Annotated in this window: 14 protein-coding genes; 7 read left to right on the plus strand and 7 right to left on the minus strand. The window is 68.3% G+C overall.

The window, feature by feature from the left end; translation table 11 throughout:
• The first annotated feature begins 6 nt into the window (after positions 1-6).
• Positions 7-1989, plus strand: a complete 1983-nt coding sequence (locus ACTXPP_RS07155) for a heavy metal translocating P-type ATPase (protein WP_443341526.1) — start codon at positions 7-9, stop codon at positions 1987-1989.
• Positions 1990-2034: 45 nt separating this feature from the next.
• Here ACTXPP_RS07155 and ACTXPP_RS07160 read toward each other — a convergent pair whose 3' ends face one another.
• On the minus strand, positions 2035-3846 hold the full coding sequence (locus tag ACTXPP_RS07160; RefSeq protein WP_443341527.1) for a long-chain-fatty-acid--CoA ligase: 1812 nt from the start codon (positions 3844-3846) through the stop codon (positions 2035-2037).
• Positions 3847-3951: 105 nt separating this feature from the next.
• Between ACTXPP_RS07160 and ACTXPP_RS07165 the strand changes: the two genes are divergently transcribed.
• Positions 3952-4377 (plus strand): VOC family protein, encoded by a 426-nt coding sequence (locus ACTXPP_RS07165; protein WP_443341529.1) that lies wholly within the window; start codon positions 3952-3954, stop codon positions 4375-4377.
• 100 nt (positions 4378-4477) lie between these two features.
• On the opposite strand, the gene glf is transcribed toward ACTXPP_RS07165, so the two are convergent.
• Entirely contained in the window at positions 4478-5647 is a 1170-nt protein-coding gene (gene glf, locus ACTXPP_RS07170) for a UDP-galactopyranose mutase (RefSeq protein ID WP_443341530.1), read from the minus strand.
• A gap of 263 nt (positions 5648-5910) precedes the next feature.
• On the opposite strand from glf, the gene ACTXPP_RS07175 reads away from it, so the two are divergent.
• Positions 5911-6948 carry a zinc-binding alcohol dehydrogenase family protein gene (locus ACTXPP_RS07175; protein WP_301498195.1) on the plus strand — a complete coding sequence of 346 codons (1038 nt, stop codon included), beginning with the start codon at positions 5911-5913 and terminating at the stop codon, positions 6946-6948.
• Positions 6949-7123: 175 nt separating this feature from the next.
• Positions 7124-7276 (plus strand): hypothetical protein, encoded by a 153-nt coding sequence (locus tag ACTXPP_RS07180; protein WP_301498196.1) that lies wholly within the window; start codon positions 7124-7126, stop codon positions 7274-7276.
• Positions 7277-7820: 544 nt separating this feature from the next.
• Here the strand turns inward: ACTXPP_RS07180 and ACTXPP_RS07185 are convergent.
• The 3 genes from ACTXPP_RS07185 to serS are packed head-to-tail and all read right to left on the minus strand — an operon-like array spanning position 7821 to position 10967.
• Complete coding sequence (locus ACTXPP_RS07185) at positions 7821-8744, minus strand: HAD family hydrolase (RefSeq protein WP_301498198.1); 924 nt, start codon at positions 8742-8744, stop codon at positions 7821-7823.
• Positions 8720-9670, minus strand: a complete 951-nt coding sequence (locus tag ACTXPP_RS07190) for a lysophospholipid acyltransferase family protein (protein WP_301520463.1) — start codon at positions 9668-9670, stop codon at positions 8720-8722. The genes ACTXPP_RS07185 and ACTXPP_RS07190 overlap by 25 nt, the downstream gene beginning before the upstream one ends.
• A gap of 22 nt (positions 9671-9692) precedes the next feature.
• Positions 9693-10967 carry a serine--tRNA ligase gene (serS, locus tag ACTXPP_RS07195; RefSeq protein ID WP_301497197.1) on the minus strand — a complete coding sequence of 425 codons (1275 nt, stop codon included), beginning with the start codon at positions 10965-10967 and terminating at the stop codon, positions 9693-9695.
• A gap of 83 nt (positions 10968-11050) precedes the next feature.
• On the opposite strand from serS, the gene ACTXPP_RS07200 reads away from it, so the two are divergent.
• Both ACTXPP_RS07200 and ACTXPP_RS07205 read left to right on the plus strand, forming a co-directional pair.
• Positions 11051-12175 carry a septum formation family protein gene (locus tag ACTXPP_RS07200; protein ID WP_301497195.1) on the plus strand — a complete coding sequence of 375 codons (1125 nt, stop codon included), beginning with the start codon at positions 11051-11053 and terminating at the stop codon, positions 12173-12175.
• A gap of 38 nt (positions 12176-12213) precedes the next feature.
• Complete coding sequence (locus tag ACTXPP_RS07205) at positions 12214-12561, plus strand: metallopeptidase family protein (protein ID WP_301497194.1); 348 nt, start codon at positions 12214-12216, stop codon at positions 12559-12561.
• 78 nt (positions 12562-12639) lie between these two features.
• Here the strand turns inward: ACTXPP_RS07205 and ACTXPP_RS07210 are convergent, their stop codons facing one another.
• Both ACTXPP_RS07210 and pheA read right to left on the minus strand, forming a co-directional pair.
• Positions 12640-13575, minus strand: coding sequence for a histidine phosphatase family protein (locus ACTXPP_RS07210; protein WP_443341533.1), 936 nt, complete (start codon positions 13573-13575; stop codon positions 12640-12642).
• Positions 13572-14576, minus strand: coding sequence for a prephenate dehydratase (gene pheA / locus ACTXPP_RS07215; protein WP_443341534.1), 1005 nt, complete (start codon positions 14574-14576; stop codon positions 13572-13574). The genes ACTXPP_RS07210 and pheA overlap by 4 nt, the downstream gene beginning before the upstream one ends.
• A gap of 37 nt (positions 14577-14613) precedes the next feature.
• Between pheA and ACTXPP_RS07220 the strand changes: the two genes are divergently transcribed.
• On the plus strand, positions 14614-15996 hold the full coding sequence (locus ACTXPP_RS07220; RefSeq protein WP_443341535.1) for an amidase family protein: 1383 nt from the start codon (positions 14614-14616) through the stop codon (positions 15994-15996).
• The last annotated feature ends 175 nt before the right edge of the window (positions 15997-16171 follow it).

A 16171-nucleotide genomic window follows, 5' to 3' on the forward strand; every position in this document is an offset into this window, starting at 1 on the left:
ACCGCCATGAACACCGCGCACACCACAGACAGCGCGAGCCCCCTCAGCCGGATCTGGGCGCGGACCAGGGGAAACTGGGCTGTCCCGGTCCTGTCGGGGGTGCTGATCGTCATCGCCTTCGCACTACGCTGGATCGCCGACGGCGCGCTCGACATCACCGTGAGTCCACAGTGGTGGCTCGACGCCGGAGCCCACGCCACCCATGACGGTGGCGTCTTCCGCCTCGGCGACCTTGCCATGCTCGCCGCCGCAGTCGTGGCCGGGACGCCTATCGTGGTCAAGGCCGTGCGCGGTCTGGCCGCCCGGGACATCGGCATCGACCTGCTGGTGTCCGTGGCCGCCATCGGCGCGGTGGCCATCGGAAACTTCTGGGAGGCCGCGGCGGTCACCTTCCTCTTCGCCATCGGCCACGCTCTGGAAGCCGCCACCCTCAACCGCACCCGCTCGGCGCTGGCCGAGCTGATCGCCGTCGCCCCGGAGACCGCGGTCGTCCTGCGCGACGGCGGCCAGGAGGTCGTCCCCGCCGGGGACGTCCGGGTGGGCGAGACCGTCCTGGTCAAGAGCGGTGCGAAAGTCCCGGTGGACGGACGCGTCCTGTCCGGTGTCGGGGCCGTCGACGAAGCCTCGATCACCGGCGAATCGATCCCGGTGGACAAGACGACCGATGACCAGGTGTTCGCCGGAACCGTCTCCCGCGGCGGATTCCTGCAGGTCGAGGCCACCGGCACCGGATCCGACACCACCCTGGCACGCATCATCCACCGGGTGGAGGAGGCACAGGACGCCAAAGCCAGGACCCAGGCCTTCATCGACCGTTTCTCCCGCTGGTACACCCCGGGGGTCATCGTGTTGGCCGTCATCGCCGGCCTGGTGTCCCGGGACATCGTCCTGGCGCTGACTCTGCTGGTCATCGGCTGCCCCGGCGCGCTGGTCATCTCCATCCCCGTCGCCATTGTCGCCGGGATCGGACGCGCGGCGCGCAACGGCATCCTCATCAAGGGCGGCGAGTACCTGGAGACCTCCGCGAAGATCTCGACCGTGGCGGTCGACAAGACCGGCACGCTCACCGAGGGTCGTCCCGAACTCACCGACGTCATCGTCCTCGACCCCGGTAGTGACAGGGCCGGCGTCCTGCACTGGGCCGCGGCCGCCGAGGCCGGCTCCGAACACCCCCTGGCCCGCGCCATCATCGACGCGGCCGAAAACGCCGGGGTGCCTCCGACCGGCCTCCCCGACGACACCACCCCGGTCACCGGCAAGGGCATTGTCACCCAGGCGGACGGCAGTACCGTCCTGGTCGGCAACCGGGCACTGATGGAGCAGTACGCCCTGCCGTCCGCGCAGATCGACGGAGCGTCCCGGGAAGCCGAATCACTGGCCGCAGCCGGACAGACCCCGATGATCGTGGCCGTGGACGACACCGTCGTCGGAATCATCGCGGTCGCCGACCGGATCCGGGAGGACGCCGCCGAGATGGTCATCCGCCTCCACGAGGCCGGGGTGCACAATGTCGTGATGCTCACCGGCGACACCAGGCTGGTGGCGGAAGCCGTCGCCGGGGCCACCGGCATCGACCAGGTCCACGCGTCTCTGCTGCCCGAGGACAAGCTCACGGCCGTCCAGAAGCTGCAGAGCTCCGGTGACGTCGTGGCCATGGTCGGCGACGGGGTCAACGACGCCCCGGCGCTCGCCACCGCCGACATCGGTGTGGCGATGGGTGCGGCCGGCTCCGACGTGGCCATGGAGACCGCGGACATCGCCCTGATGGAGGACGACCTGCTGAAACTCCCGGAGGCTGTCGGGCTGGCCCGTCGCACCGGTCGGGTGATGCGTCAGAACATCATCATCGCCCTGGCCACGGTGATCCTGCTCCTGGCGGGGGTCCTCGCCGGCGGGGTGACCATGTCCCTGGGCATGCTGGTCCACGAGGCTTCGGTGCTGGTGGTCATCGCCAACGCGATGCGGCTGATGCGGGCCCGGGCTCGCTGAGTCGCAGCGGGCCGCACAACGGGGCCGACCACCGGGCCCCGTGCCCTACTCCCCCGTCATCTGCGCCTGGACCTCCACCCGGCGCACCTTGCCCAGCTGATCGGCGGGCAGCTCGTCGAAGATCTGGAAGATCCGCGGGACCTTGTACCGGGCCAACCCCTCGCGGCAGTGGTCCTTCAGGACCTCCTCGTCCAACCGTGCCCCCTCGGCCAGCACGATACCGGCGGCGACGGTCTCCGAACCGTCCGACCGCGGCACACCGACGACACTGGCCGCAGCCACCGACGGGTGGTCGGCGAGCACCTCCTCGACCTCCTGCGGGTACACGTTGAACCCGCCGGTGACGATCATCTCCTTGATCCGCGAGACGATCTTCACGAAACCATCCGACTCCATCACCGCCATGTCACCGGTGCGGAACCAGTCCCCCAGACCGTCCTGGCCGGTGACGAAGGAGGACTCGTTGGCGTCCGGCCGGTTGAGGTAGCCGCCGAAGACCTGCGGGCCACGGGTGACCAGCTCGCCGGCTTCGCCGTCCGGCAACACCACGGTCGGATCGTCCTGCGAGACGATGCGCACCTGCGTGTCCGGGAACGGCACACCGACGTAACCGGGACGCCGGTCGTCGCTCATCGGGTTGCCGAGCACGATCGGCGAGGTCTCGGTGAGTCCGTAGCCCTCCACCAGACGTCCGCCGGTCATGTTCTCCCAGCGCCGCACGACCTCCACCGGCAGGCTGGACGCGCCGGAGAAGCTCGCCTTCACCCCGGAGATGTCGATCTTCTGCTCCTCGGCGATGTCCATGATCGTCTGGTACAGCGCCGGGACACCCGGGATCCACGTCGGCTTCTGCTTCTTCATCGCGCCTGCCAGCAGCGGCTTCTCCGGGGCAGGCAGCAGGATCACGGTGCCGCCTACCAGCGGGCCGAGGGTGATGTTCATCGTCAGTCCGTAGGCGTGGAAGATCGGCCGCGCGGCGAGCATCCGCTCCGGCTGGTCGTCCTCGCCCAGCCCCGGCACCCACTCGCGGCCCTGGATGATGTTGGCGCACAGGTTCCGGTGGCTCAGCCCCGCACCCTTCGGCGCGCCGGTGGTGCCCGAGGTGTAGAGCACCAGGGCGATGTCGTCCGGGGTGACCTCCGCGGTCTCGATCAGTGCCCGGCCCTCCGATTCGGAGGCGTCCTTGACCAGGTCACCCCACTCGGTGAGCCCCTCGGTGGAGCCGGCGAGCTTGCTGCGCATCGCCCTGAGCGGCTTGACCGGGATCCTCAGTGCGGTCTGCAGGTACCAGGGCATGCTGCGGGTGATGGTGACCGGGATGATCTGCTCCAGCGGAGTGGTGGTGCGCAGTTCCCGGGCGACGTCCACCGCCTTGTCCCAGAAGATGCCGACCTTCGCGCCGTGATCCTTGAACGCCACGGTGAGCTCGCGGGCGGTGTAGAGCGGGTTGTGCAGCGTGGCGGTCGCCCCGAGGGAGAGCACCGCGTAGAAGCTGATCAGTGCCTGCGGACAGTTCGGCAGGGCGATGGCGACGCAGTCGCCCTTGCGCACGCCGCGGTTGTGCAGCATCGCGGCGCACTTGCGGACCTCCCGGCCGTAGTCGCCGTAGGTCAGGGTGGTGCCGAAGAACGTCATCGCAGGACGCTTCGGCCAGGTCTTCACGGCATGGTCGAAGATCTCGGCGAGGGTGCGCTCATGCTCGGCGGCGTAGTCGAGTTCGGGACGCACCCACTCCGGGTAGAGCGCGTGCCAGGTCTTGTCCTGCCAGGTGGTGGAGGGGTGGGCGGCGGCGGAGGGAGTGTCGGATGCGGAGGGGGTGGAGGGAGTGGAGGGAGTGGAGTCAGTGTTCTCGCTCATGGCTCTCAGGTTACGCCTGTAGGATCGGTGACCCTCACCACACACGATCCACCGCCACCGGAGGGTCCACCACCATGACCACGGACACCACCGAGAGGATTCATCATGCCCACCTGGATCAACCCGTACCTGACTTTCCGTAACACCGCCGCCGAGGCCATGACCTTCTACCAGTCCGTCTTCGGAGGAGATCTGCAGACGATGACCTTCGGACAAGGCGGCGGGTCGGATGACCCCGCCAAGGTCGATCTGCTGATGCACGCCCACCTGGAGACCACCGACGGCTGGACCTTCATGGCCAGTGACGCCGCCGAACACGATCCGCGTGACGTCGATGCCCGTCCCGTGACGCTGACGATCGGCGGCACCGAGGACGAACTCGACAGAATCACCGGCTGGTTCGACGCCTTGGCCGAGGGAGGCGAAGTCAGCCACCCGCTGCAGAAGCAGCTGTGGGACGATGTCTTCGGCCAGCTCCGCGACCGCTTCGGCATCAACTGGATGGTGAACATCGCCGCCGGCGGCCACTGACCGCCCCTGACAAGGGCAAATAGCCATACCCCGAGGTACGTTCTGACGCCCAGAACGTACCTCGGGGTATGGCTATTTCGCAGCGAGAGCGGGGCGGAGGTTAACCCAGCAGCGGGGAGACCTTGTTGTCGAACATCGACAGTGCCGCACCGATCGCCATGTGCATGTCGAGGTACTGGTAGGTGCCGAGGCGTCCACCGAAGAAGACCTTGTTGCTCTCGGTCTCAGTGTTCGCCAGCTCGCGGTAGCGCAGCAGCTTCTCCCGGTCCTCCGGGGTGTTGATCGGGTAGTACGGCTCGTCCCCATCCTCGGCAAAGCGGCTGAACTCCTTCATGATGACGGTCTTGTCGTCCGGGTAGTTCTTGCGCTCCGGGTGGAAGTGACGGAACTCGTGGATGCGGGTGAAGGGGACGTCCGCGTCGTTGTAGTTCATCACCGGGGTGCCCTGGAAGTCGCCGGTGTCCAGCACCTCGGTCTCGAAGTCCAGGGTGCGCCAGCCGAGGTGTCCCTCGGCGTAGTCGAAGTAGAGGTCCAGCGGGCCGGTGTAGACCACCGGTGCGTCCCGGTTGGCGGCGCGCAGGTCGTCGCACACTTCGAACCAGTCGGTGTCCAGACGGACCTCGATGTTCTCGTGGGACGCCATGTTCTCCAGCCACGCGGTGTAGCCCTCGACCGGCAGTCCCTCGTAGGTGTCGTTGAAGTAGCGGTTGTTGAAGGTGTAGCGCACCGGCAGACGGGAGATGTTCGCCGCCGGCAACTCCTTCGGGTCGGTCTGCCACTGCTTGGCGGTGTAGTCGCGCACGAAGGCCTCGTACAGCGGACGTCCGATCAGGGAGATGCCCTTGTCCTCGAGGTTGGCGGCGTCGTCCGGGTTCAGACCGTCGGTCTGCTCCTTGATCAGCTCACGGGCCTCGTCCGGGCTGTAGTACTTACCGAAGAACTGGTTGATCAGGCCCAGGCCCATGGGGAACTGGTAGGCGGTGCCGGCATGCATGGCGAACACGCGGTGCTGGTAGTCGGTGAAGTCGGTGAACTGGTTGACGTAGTCCCACACCCGCTTGTTGGAGGTGTGGAACAGGTGAGCACCGTACTTGTGGATCTCGATGCCGGTCTCCGGCTCAGCCTCGGAGTAGGCGTTGCCGCCGATGTGACTGCGGCGCTCGAGGACGAGCACCTTCTTGTTCAGCTGGCTGGCGGCGCGCTCGGCGACGGTCAGTCCGAAGAAACCGCTGCCGACGACGATCAGGTCGTAATCACTACTCTCGCTCATGGTCAGTCAGGGTACAGGTCACGTCCGGTCGGTGTGCGTTGCCATGCCGGTGGGGGCCGGACTCACCGGTGTGGCACCGGAAACACCCAACGTCGCGAAACCCCAGTTCCCGCTGACCCGGCGGTCGCGGTCAACGCGGTAGGCGTAACCGAGGGATTCCAGGGCCGCCATGACGCGCTGCCGGGACAGGGGGTGCAGCACCCCGTCCGGACACGGACCTCTCGTCCTGTTCGATATCGTTCGAACCCGTACGATGGGACACCATGAATTCTCGCGCTGTTGACCTGCCCTCGTCCATGCCCGCCGTCGCCGTCACCGGGGAGTTTCCGGTGGACGATCCGCGGTGCCTCACCGATGTCACCGTGCCCCTCCCCGTCGTCGGCCCCCGCGATCTCCTCGTCGAGGTCCAGGCCGTCTCGGTCAACCCGATCGACGTGAAGATGCGGCACCGGGCATCCGACGCCATCACCCGCGGTGAGCAGCCCATCCTCGGATACGACGCCGCCGGTGTCGTCCGTGCCGTCGGTGGGGACGTCTCCCGTTTCGAGGTCGGCGACCGGGTCTTCTATGCCGGCAGTCAGCTCCGCGACGGCACGAACGCGAAGTTCCACGCGGTGGACGAGCGGATCGTGGGGCACCGTCCGACGACCTGTTCCGCCACCGAGGCGGCCTCGCTGCCGCTGACCGCCCTGACCGCCTGGGAGGCGCTGTTCGACCGACTGGGGGCGGACATCTACTCCAACGGTTCACTGTTGATCCTCGGCGGCGCCGGTGGCGTACCCAGCGTGATGATCCAGCTGGCGCGGGCGTTGACCGGGCTGACGGTGATCGCCACCGCGTCCCGTGAGGAGTCCCGCGACTGGGTGGTGGAAATGGGCGCGCACGAGGTCGTCGACCATCGCCGCAGCCTCGCCGACCAGGTCCTCGACCTGGAGCCGGACGGCATCGACTTCGTCTTCACCACCCATACGACAGGACACTCCGGCGAGCTCGCCGAGTTGATGGCCCCGCAGTCGCGTCTGTGCCTGATCGACGATCCGGAGGACTTCGACCTCATCGGGTTCAAGAGGAAGTCGATCTCCCTGCACTGGGAGTCGATGTTCACCCGGGTCGTCTTCGACACCGACGACGTGGCGGACCAGGGGGTGATCCTGGACCGTATCGCCGGGATGGTCGACGACGGCCGCATCATCCCCACCGTGGGCGAGACGATGCTCGGCATGAATGCCGCGACCATGGCCGAGGCGCACCGTGAGGTGGAGCGCGGCCACGTGACCGGCAAGATCGTCGTGAAGAGCTGAGCGTGCCGGATGCTCACTGCGAAAACGGAACTCTCACTGACAAAGAAGATTGTCAGTGAGCGTCAGTGACACCCCCTACACCTGCGTAGCGTGTTCGCGTACGTAGCAGCACGAATTATCCGCTGCCGGAGGCCTCCCGGACAGCCTGCCAGAGACGATCTGCGCATTCGCCAACATGCCCCAGGGAGGAACGGTCCTGCTCGGGGTGAGCCAGCGTCAGAACTTCGCCGTCACCGGCGTCGACTCCCCCAAAGACATGATCCAGGCTGTGACCAGTCAGACGAGGGAGTCGATCATCCCCGCCCCCGTATCGACCCGTACCCGGTGAGCGTGGACGGACGCACTGTGGTCGTCGGCTGAAAGACATTGCCGACGAAGACCTCTGTCGGCTCCTCTCCGTGACCACACCGACAGGGGAACTGACCACCGCCGGGCTCTACGCACTGGGTTTCTACCCGCAGGGAAAGCAGCCGTCACTCGCGGTCACCGCCGCAGTACAGCTAGCCCGGGACGGCAGCGGAGCACGCACACAGAACCGTCAGGACTTCGACGGGCCGCTGCCCGTCCTACTGGAGGAGGTTCAGGAGTGGATCACCACGAACACCGGGACATCGGATGTTCACCGCCCTGATGGTCACATGGTCCGGGGTCCTGAGTTCCCGCTCAGGGCTGTCCGAGAACTCCTGGCCAATGCGCTGGTCCACCGAGACCGCATCCGGCGTCGAGGTGGTCGGTGCCGACGACCCGTTACGCGCTCAAACAACTCATCACGGCCGGAGTCGCCGACATGGTCGGTGGCCAGGGGCAGCACGACACCGGGTACCGACTGCGATAAGATCAGAAGCCCGGTCAGACCGCCGCGATAGAAGTACTCAGAACCAGCGTTCGAGAACCTCGGCGACCCCGTCGTCGTCATGGGAGGCCGTGCGGTGGTCCGCGATGGCGGCGACCTCGTCGACCGCATTGCCCATCGCCACACCCAGGCCCGCCCACCGCAGCATCGCGATGTCGTTCGGCATGTCGCCGAAAGCCACCACCTGCGCCGGGTCAATATCCGGGATCGCGGGCGAACCGGGCGCACCACCGTCGTCGTCGCGGGACGCACCGCCGTCGGACGCGTCGCCGTCGCGGGGCGTACCCAACGCATGTGCCAGCCCGGACAGTTTCGTCACTCCGGGCACGTTGATCTCCAGCAGCCCACCGCTGAAGGACCACGTGACATGCGCATCCGCCGAATCAACGACCGGACTGACCAGATCGAAGATCTCGGATGAGTGCATCTGCTCCTGTCGCACCAGCAGTTTCACCGCTGGCTTGCTGAACAGTGCGTCCCGGCTCTCCACCGCATGCTCCTCCGACTCCCAGGCGTGCGGGTAGTCCTCCTCCACGGCGAACAGCTCATCCACCCGGTCGAAGGCACTGACCCCGGCGCGCTCCACGGCGAAGGTCACCGGCGGCAGCCCCCGGTCAGCGAGGATGCCGGTCGTGGCGTCCCGCACCTGCGCGGCGACCTGCGACAACACCGCCGGGGCGAGTTCGGCGGCGTAGGTGATCCGGTCGGTCGCCGAATCATAGACCACCGCGCCATTCGCACAGACGCAGACCGGACGCAGCCCGATCTGTTCGATCACCGGCAGCATCCAGCGGGCCGGACGCCCCGAGGCGGGGATGAACCGCGCACCAGAGGACACCAGGCGTCCGATCGCCGCGCGGGTCCGGGGCGAGACCCGCTCGGCGGAGGTCAGCAGGGTTCCGTCGAGGTCGCTGACAATCAGCGACGGAGCAGTTTCTTCCACAGCGGCTTCTTCTGGGGCTTCTTCTGGGGCTTCTTCTGGGACTCAGGATTGGCCGCCTGTTCGGCCTCACGGGCGATGCGCTCCTCGCGGCGCTTCTGGGCGTCCTCCCGGTCCTTGACCGTGGCCTCCTCCAGCGACGGGGCGGACCCGCCGAGCGACTGCGGCATCCAGTACTCCCCGTCCGGGAAGGGGCCGTAGAGCTCGTCGTACCGGGCCCGGACCTGGTCTAGGCGGGTGGCCATCGCATCATGCAGACGCTGGGCGGAGGCCTTGGCGTCCTCGTCGACCTCGACCGGCTCGCCGACCGAGATGACGAGTTCGGCCTTCTTCAGCCGCCACTTCGGCTTGCGCCCCTTCGTCCAGATCCGCTGCGACCCCCAGATCACCACGGGGATCAGTGGGACGTCGGCCTCGTGGGCGATACGTGCGGCACCATCCTTGACCTCCTTGACCTCGAAGGAACGGGAGATCGTCGCCTCCGGGAAGATGCCGATGAGTTCTCCACCTGCGGCCCGTTCGGTGGCCTCACGCACCGACGCCGCACCGTCGGCACGGTCGACGGGGATGTGCTTGCAGCCGCTCATGGCGGGCCCGGCGACCTTGTTGTCCCAGATCTCCTTCTTCGCCATGAAGCGGACGAGGCGTCCTCCCTGGTAGGCGGCGGGGATACCGCCGAAGACGAAGTCCCAGTAGCCGGTGTGGTTCACCGCGATCACCGCACCGCCGGTGGCGGGGATACGCTCCGGGTTCTGGATCTCCACCTCCAGGTGCTGCATGCGACGCATCCACAGCTTCGCGAAGGGGATGATGAGCCGACCGTAGAAGGGCTCACGCGATTCCGGGTGCGGCGGGGTGTCCGGCAGTGCGGGGAGGACCGTGAACCCCTTCGGGAGCCAGAAGTGGTCGCGGGGAAGCTTGAAAGCCATGGGAGAGTCTCTACCTTCCGTGTCACTTCTTCTTGGGAGTCAGGACGTCCTTGCCGACGAACGGACGCAGTGCCTCGGGCACCACCACCGAACCATCGGCCTGCTGGTTGTTCTCCAGGATGGCCACCAGCCAGCGGGTGGTGGCCAGGGTGCCGTTCAGGGTGGCGGCGGTCTGGGCCTTGCCGTCACTGTCACGGTAGCGGGTCTTGAGCCGGCGGGCCTGGAAAGTGGTGCAGTTCGAGGTGGACGTCAGCTCGCGGTAGGTCTCCTGGGTCGGCACCCAGGCCTCGGTGTCGAACTTGCGGGAGGCCGAGGACCCCAGGTCGCCACCGGCGACGTCGATGACCCGGTAGGGCACCTCGACGGCCGAGAGCATGTCCTTCTCCATGGCGAGCAGCTCCTGGTGGACCTGCTCGGCCTCCTCCGGCTTGGCGTAGACGAACATCTCGACCTTGTCGAACTGGTGGACGCGCAGGATGCCGCGGGTGTCCTTACCGTAGGAACCGGCCTCTCGACGGAAGCACGACGACCAGCCGGCGTAGCGCACCGGACCGTCCGACAGGTCGATGATCTCATCCTTGTGGTAGCCGGCCAGGGCGACCTCGGACGTGCCGACCAGGTACATGTCATCGTCCTCGAGGCGGTAGATCTCGTCGGCGTGGGCGCCGAGGAAGCCGGTACCGGCCATGATCTCCGGACGCACCAGCACCGGCGGGATCATCAGCTGGAAACCGTGGTCGCGAGCCTTCTGTGCGGCGAGCTGCAGCAGGCCGAGCTGCAGCAGGGCGCCGTCGCCGGTGAGGAAGTAGAAGCGGGCACCGGAGACCTTCGCCCCGCGCTCCATGTCGATCAGCCCCAGGGACTCGCCGAGTTCCAGGTGGTCCTTGGGCTCGAAGTCGAACTCTGTGGGCTCACCGATGTGCTCCAGGACGATGTAGTCGTCCTCGCCACCGGCGGGCGCGCCGGTGACCACGTTGGACAGCTTCATCTGCAGGTCGTTGACGGCAGCCACGGCGGCGTTCTGCTCGGCCTCGAGCTCCTTGACCTTCGCCGAGCGGGCCTGCCCTTCGGTACGCAGTGCGGTGCGTTCCTCGTCGGTGGCGTCCTTCATCTTCGCGCCCATCGACTTGGAGTACGCCTTGGCGTCGGATCGTGCCACGTCAGCGGAGGAAATCGCCTCACGGCGACGCTGATCGGCCTCCAGGAGCTGGTCCACCAGGCTGGGGTCCTCACCGCGGGTACGTTGGGAATCACGGACGACGTCGGGGTTCTCCCGGAGGAACTTGAGATCAATCATGTCGTCCAGCTTAGCTATAGTGGTGCCCCACGTGGCCCCATGGCCTGGCGGAAACCCGCGTCCCCTGTGAAAGAATGCCCCCTATGTCGACCATCGACCCGAATTCCGACCGAGACACCGAGCCCAGCGACACCAGTAACGCCAGCACCACCGGTGACACCGGTGCCGCTGAGGAGCACGCTTCTGCCCGGAAGCGTCCCCGTGCACGTCGCCGGACGGTCGCCGTGGCGTTGACGGCTGCGTTGGCCGGTGGTTTCGGCGCGGCAGTGTACGAGTACGCTGCGCCGGATAATGCGTCGGTGGTGGCCAGGACCAGCCCGGAGGAGGACGACCCCGAACTCGCGGCCTTCACCGACGCCGACACCGGCGACTGCGTGAACTGGGACCAGAACGGGGAGGTCACCACCAACTTCACCGTGGTGGACTGCGCGCAGCCGCATCGTTTCGAGGTCTCCACCCGCGAGGACCTGTCGCAGTACCCGACCAGTGAGTTCGGCCCGGACGCCCCGCAGCCGGACCTGGACCGGCAGTCGCAGCTGACCTCCGACCTCTGCGCCGGCCCGACGATGAGCCACCTGGACGGCCGGCTCGACCCGCAGGGCCGCTACTCGATCGCCCCCATCCTCCCGCCCGAGGCGGCCTGGGACGCTGGGGACCGCATCATGCTCTGTGGTGTGGCGGTGCCGGAGGGTGACGGGAGGTACGCCGAAGTGTCCGGACGTGCCGCGGAAACCGACCAGTCGACGGCGGCGTCGGTGGAGACCTGCGTGCGCGCCGAGGGTGACCGGGTGCGCAACGTGGGCTGTGACACCCCGTACTCCTGGGTCGTCACCTCGACGGAGAACCTGGGCGAGACCTTCAACGATGGCGCGTGGCCGACGCTGGAGAAGCAGAACGAGCACCTCGACGCGGTGTGTACCCGCGCGGCCATCGACTTCATGAACGGTGGTGAGGCACCCGCCGACGGGGGGGAGGACGAGGCGCTGTACCAGTCCACGCTCACCCCGTTCTGGACCACGCTGCCGCAGGAGTCCTGGAACGCCGGCTCACGCACGGTCAACTGTGCACTGACCAAGGCCCGGGACGATGACTCCTTCGCCGATCTGCGTGGTGACGTGCGCGGGGAGTTCACCATCGACGGTGAGGCCCCGGAGGACCCGCCGGACCGTCGTCCGCTGCGGGACCGGGACAACGGGCAGGACGACTGACGGAGACGGTTGAAGGACGGTTGAGGAACGGGTGAACGATGGTCGAGATCACTGACGAGGAGTTCGAGGACCTCGTCGATGCCGGACTGCGGCAGATCCCCCGCCAGTTGTTGGACGCGCTGGACAATGTGGCGATCGTCGTCGAGGACCACAATGAGGAGGACCCCACCCTGCTCGGTCTCTACCACGGGGTGGCTCTGACCGACCGGTCCGTGGAATGGCCGACGTTCCTGCCGGACAAGATCAGCATCTACAAGGACGCCCTGTGCGGCTACTGCCACTCGCGTGAGCAGCTGGTGGACGAGGTGGCGGTCACCGTCGTCCACGAGATCGGCCACCATTTCGGCATCGACGACGAGCGTCTGCACGAACTCGGTTGGGGGTAGGACGGACGCGGCCCAGCCCGCCGCACCCTGTCCCAGTCAACCCGTTGCAGTCAGCTCGCCACGGTCAACCCGCCGCGGTCAACCCGCCGCGCGCAGCGGCTCGCCGTGCCCGGCCCAGTCCACGACTTTCCAGCCGGAGGCCAGCGCATCGGTGTGGGCGGCCCCACCGGCGCCGCCCCGCGTGGAGTCGAAGGCGTCCGGGATCTCCAGTTCCACCCGCGAGGTGTTCGGCATGATCGTGCGCATCGCGTACTCCGGGTCCACCCGGCCCAGGTAGGCGGCGATCAGCCGGATCACCGCGCCGTGGCTGACCACGGCCAGGTCCGACCCCTCGCGCTGTACCGATGCCGCCATCGGCAGCAGCGTGTCGAGGTAGCGGGCCACCACCTCGCGCCCGGTCGACGCCCCCGGCACCGGCACGTCCATCGCCCCACCCAGCCATTCGGCGAAGGTGCGGTGGTAGTCGTAGTGCGCCTCGTGGTCCTCGCGCATCTCATAGCGTCCCGCCGGGATCTCCGAGATCCCCGGCACCGCCCCGGGCATCACCAGCGGCAGCGTGGTCGACACCGGATTCGGTCCGGTCAGACCCGTCACCCCGGTCGCCCCTACGCCGGTCGCCCCGGCTGCCGTCACCGGCTCGGACGCCGGATCGGACGCCGCCGACCGCGGTGGGCCGACATCCTCATGGGTGATCCCGTCGGTGATCTCCACCGCCGCCAGCTCCCCCAGCGCCCGGGCGAAGGACGTCCCTGGTCCGGTGTCCGACAACCGCAGGCCGCGGCCATGACCGCCCGTGGCGATCCCCGCCGCTGTCTGCCGGGCCCGCAGCGCCTGCGAGGACACCATCGCCAACGGTGCCGCCGCCTCGTCCTGTTCCCCGGCAAGCAACTCACCGGCGGCGAAGGCCTGCGACCAGCCCAGGTCGGTCAGCGCCGCACCTGGCAGGGCGGTGTCCAGTGCCTGACGGACGTTCGAGGTCGTCTGACCATGCCGGATCAGCAGCAGTCGACTCACGTGTCGAGGTCTCCTTCCGGCGTCGCCGCCCGGTGATCGTGCTGTCCGCGTCGCAACGAGCGGACCCATTCCCGGGAATCACGGTAGTCGGGCGGGACCGAACCCGCCGGACCCGACACCCCACCGACCCACCCCTCCTGCGGCCACGAGCCGAGGAACCGGATCCGGTCGCAGTAGCGGTACAGCCCGGCCAGCGCCTCGGCCACGGCACCATCGTCGACGTGCCCGACCAGTTCCACGTGGAAGTTGTAGGTCCCGGCACGCTCGCGGGTGGGCCGCGACTCGATCCGCGACATGTCCACCCGACGGGTCGCCAACTCCATCAGCGCCATCACCAGTGACGCCGGGACGTTCGGCACCTGCAGCACGAGAGCCGTGCGGTCGCGACCGGTCACCGGCATCGGGGCCTGCGGGCGTCCCACCAGCACGAAACGGGTCCGCGCACCGGGAACGTCGGCGACCTCGGCAGCCTCGCTGCCCCCTACCGTCAACGGAACCAGGCCGTGGATCTCCCCGGCGCGGGCCGGTGCCGCCGCAGCGTCCACCCGCCCCTCGGCGACCGCCTGCGCGGCTGCACCATTCGATGTCGCCGGCACGAACCGGGCCTCCGGCAGATACTCACCGACCCAGCCGCGGACCTGCGCCTGGGCGACCGGGTGGGTGGTGAAGGTCTGGATGTCCGCCACACGGGTGCCGGGACGCACCAGGATGGAGAACACCACCGGCACATCGTGCTCCCGCAGGATCTGCACCGGCTGACCGCTGGCCAGGGAGTCGAAGGTCTGGGTCACCGGCCCGTCCACGCTGGACTCCAGGGCGACGACCGCCTGGTCGGCCTCCCCGTTGCGCACCAGGTCCAGGGCGGTGGCCGGGGAGTCGACGGTGCGGTGGACAGCATCGGCCGGCAGATGGCCTGCATCCTGGAAGTTGAGGACGGCCTGCTCGGTGAAAGTACCGCGGGGGCCGAGGTAGGCCACGGTGAATGGGCTGGTTTCGCTCATGCCACCAATCTACCGGTCCCCGGTAGGGTGGGACGCCATGACGAACCCTGGGGACACCAACGGCAGGACCGATGCCGGCAGCACCGATGCCGTGTCCCGGCGCCTTCACCAGGTGTGTGTACGGACCGGGCTGTCTCCGCAGGAGGTCGGCGTGGTGCGCCTCTACGACCGCGCGCACGTCGACCCGGACGCCCACGGTCCGCTGCGCGGTCTCGACGTGCTGGTCAAGGACCTCAACCGGGTCGCCGGTGAGGTCACCACCTTCGGCGAGCCGTCACATGCCGTACGCTCCACCAGCTCCGACGATGCGGTGCAGCACCTGTTGGACGACGGTGCCCGATTGGTCGGCTCCAGCGTCACCGCCGAGTTCGGGGCCACGGTGTACACCGAGCCGGTGACCGGTCGGGGCCCGGTGAACCCGATCGACGCCTCGTTGACCACCGGTGGGTCGTCCTCTGGGGCGGCGGTGGCGGTGGCCCGCGGGGTCGTGGACGTCGCCCACGCCAGTGACGGCGGCGGGTCGATCCGGGTGCCGGCGGCAGCAGTCGGGTTGCCCGGGCTGAAGCCGCGGCACGCCGTGTTCCCTGATGGTGGGGACGCCGCCCTGCCGAATCCTGGCGCACAGGGCTACATCGCCGCGGACCTGGAGCTGACGGCCCGTGCCTACGGGGTAACCGACTCACCGGTGCCCTGGTGGGAATCGGTGTCGCGGCGTGCGACGGCGGGGCGTCCGGTACGTGTCGGGCACTCCAACCTGCCCTTCCATTCGCATGAGCCGGTGGACCCGTCGGTGGCCAATGCCACCGGGGCGGCCACTGCACTGCTGGTCACCCACCCTGGAGTGGCTGGGGTCGCACCGGTGGAGCCGCCGTACTCGGTGGAGCGATTCGCGGTCTTCTCCGACGTCATGGCTGCCCGCTGTGCCGGGCTGCCCGCCCCCATGACGGCGATGCCGACCTGGCTGCGGGCCTGCGGCCGGTCGTTGTCGGCCGAACGGGTGGCCGAGGCATCGGCGGCGGTGCAGGCATTGCCCGAGGACGTGTGCGCAGCCTGGTCGGAGGTTGACGTGGTCATCACCCCGACGCTGGCGTTCCCGCCCCCACCGGTCGGGGCGTTCTCCCGGTTCTCGGATCCGGCGGTGGGACGCCCGGAGCTGGACTTCGCCGCGCAGACGGCGTGGACCCCGTGGGCGACGCTGTGGAACCTCACCGGGTGGGCCGGACTGTCGGTACCGCTGATCCCGGCCGGGGCGGCAGGCCGCGGGCGCTGGCCGGTGTCGGTGCACCTGGGGGCGGTGTCCGACCGGGTCAGTGTCGCTGAGCTGCTGGATCTCGGCGCCCACCTTCAGGATGCCGTCGCCGACCTCGTCGCCACCGATCCGGCTGCCCTCGATGTCCTCGCCGTGGCCGTTCCCCGATAGCCACTACGAGCCGCCAGTAGCCACCACGAGCCACCAGTAGCCACTACGAGCCGCCAGTAGCCGCCAGTAGCCACTACGAAATCCCCATGGCTGGAGGTACGCTCACCGGCCCGCAACCGTACCCCTGGGCATGGGGATTCCACGTCAGGCGGTGCTGGTCGGTGCGTACACTCAC

Source organism: Candidatus Corynebacterium faecigallinarum (assembly GCF_052264515.1).
GTDB lineage: Bacteria > Actinomycetota > Actinomycetes > Mycobacteriales > Mycobacteriaceae > Corynebacterium > Corynebacterium faecigallinarum.

What these genes read in the sequence shown, in the direction of transcription:
- ACTXPP_RS07155 (WP_443341526.1), top strand. Translation starts at nt 7, where the DNA reads ATGAACACCGCGCACACCACAGACAGCGCGAGCCCCCTCAGCCGGATC.
- ACTXPP_RS07160 (WP_443341527.1), bottom strand. Translation starts at nt 3,846, where the DNA reads ATGAGCGAGAACACTGACTCCACTCCCTCCACTCCCTCCACCCCCTCC.
- ACTXPP_RS07165 (WP_443341529.1), top strand. Translation starts at nt 3,952, where the DNA reads ATGCCCACCTGGATCAACCCGTACCTGACTTTCCGTAACACCGCCGCC.
- glf (WP_443341530.1), bottom strand. Translation starts at nt 5,647, where the DNA reads ATGAGCGAGAGTAGTGATTACGACCTGATCGTCGTCGGCAGCGGTTTC.
- ACTXPP_RS07175 (WP_301498195.1), top strand. Translation starts at nt 5,911, where the DNA reads ATGAATTCTCGCGCTGTTGACCTGCCCTCGTCCATGCCCGCCGTCGCC.
- ACTXPP_RS07180 (WP_301498196.1), top strand. Translation starts at nt 7,124, where the DNA reads ATGCCCCAGGGAGGAACGGTCCTGCTCGGGGTGAGCCAGCGTCAGAAC.
- ACTXPP_RS07190 (WP_301520463.1), bottom strand. Translation starts at nt 9,670, where the DNA reads ATGGCTTTCAAGCTTCCCCGCGACCACTTCTGGCTCCCGAAGGGGTTC.
- serS (WP_301497197.1), bottom strand. Translation starts at nt 10,967, where the DNA reads ATGATTGATCTCAAGTTCCTCCGGGAGAACCCCGACGTCGTCCGTGAT.
- ACTXPP_RS07200 (WP_301497195.1), top strand. Translation starts at nt 11,051, where the DNA reads ATGTCGACCATCGACCCGAATTCCGACCGAGACACCGAGCCCAGCGAC.
- ACTXPP_RS07205 (WP_301497194.1), top strand. Translation starts at nt 12,214, where the DNA reads ATGGTCGAGATCACTGACGAGGAGTTCGAGGACCTCGTCGATGCCGGA.
- pheA (WP_443341534.1), bottom strand. Translation starts at nt 14,576, where the DNA reads ATGAGCGAAACCAGCCCATTCACCGTGGCCTACCTCGGCCCCCGCGGT.
- ACTXPP_RS07220 (WP_443341535.1), top strand. Translation starts at nt 14,614, where the DNA reads ATGACGAACCCTGGGGACACCAACGGCAGGACCGATGCCGGCAGCACC.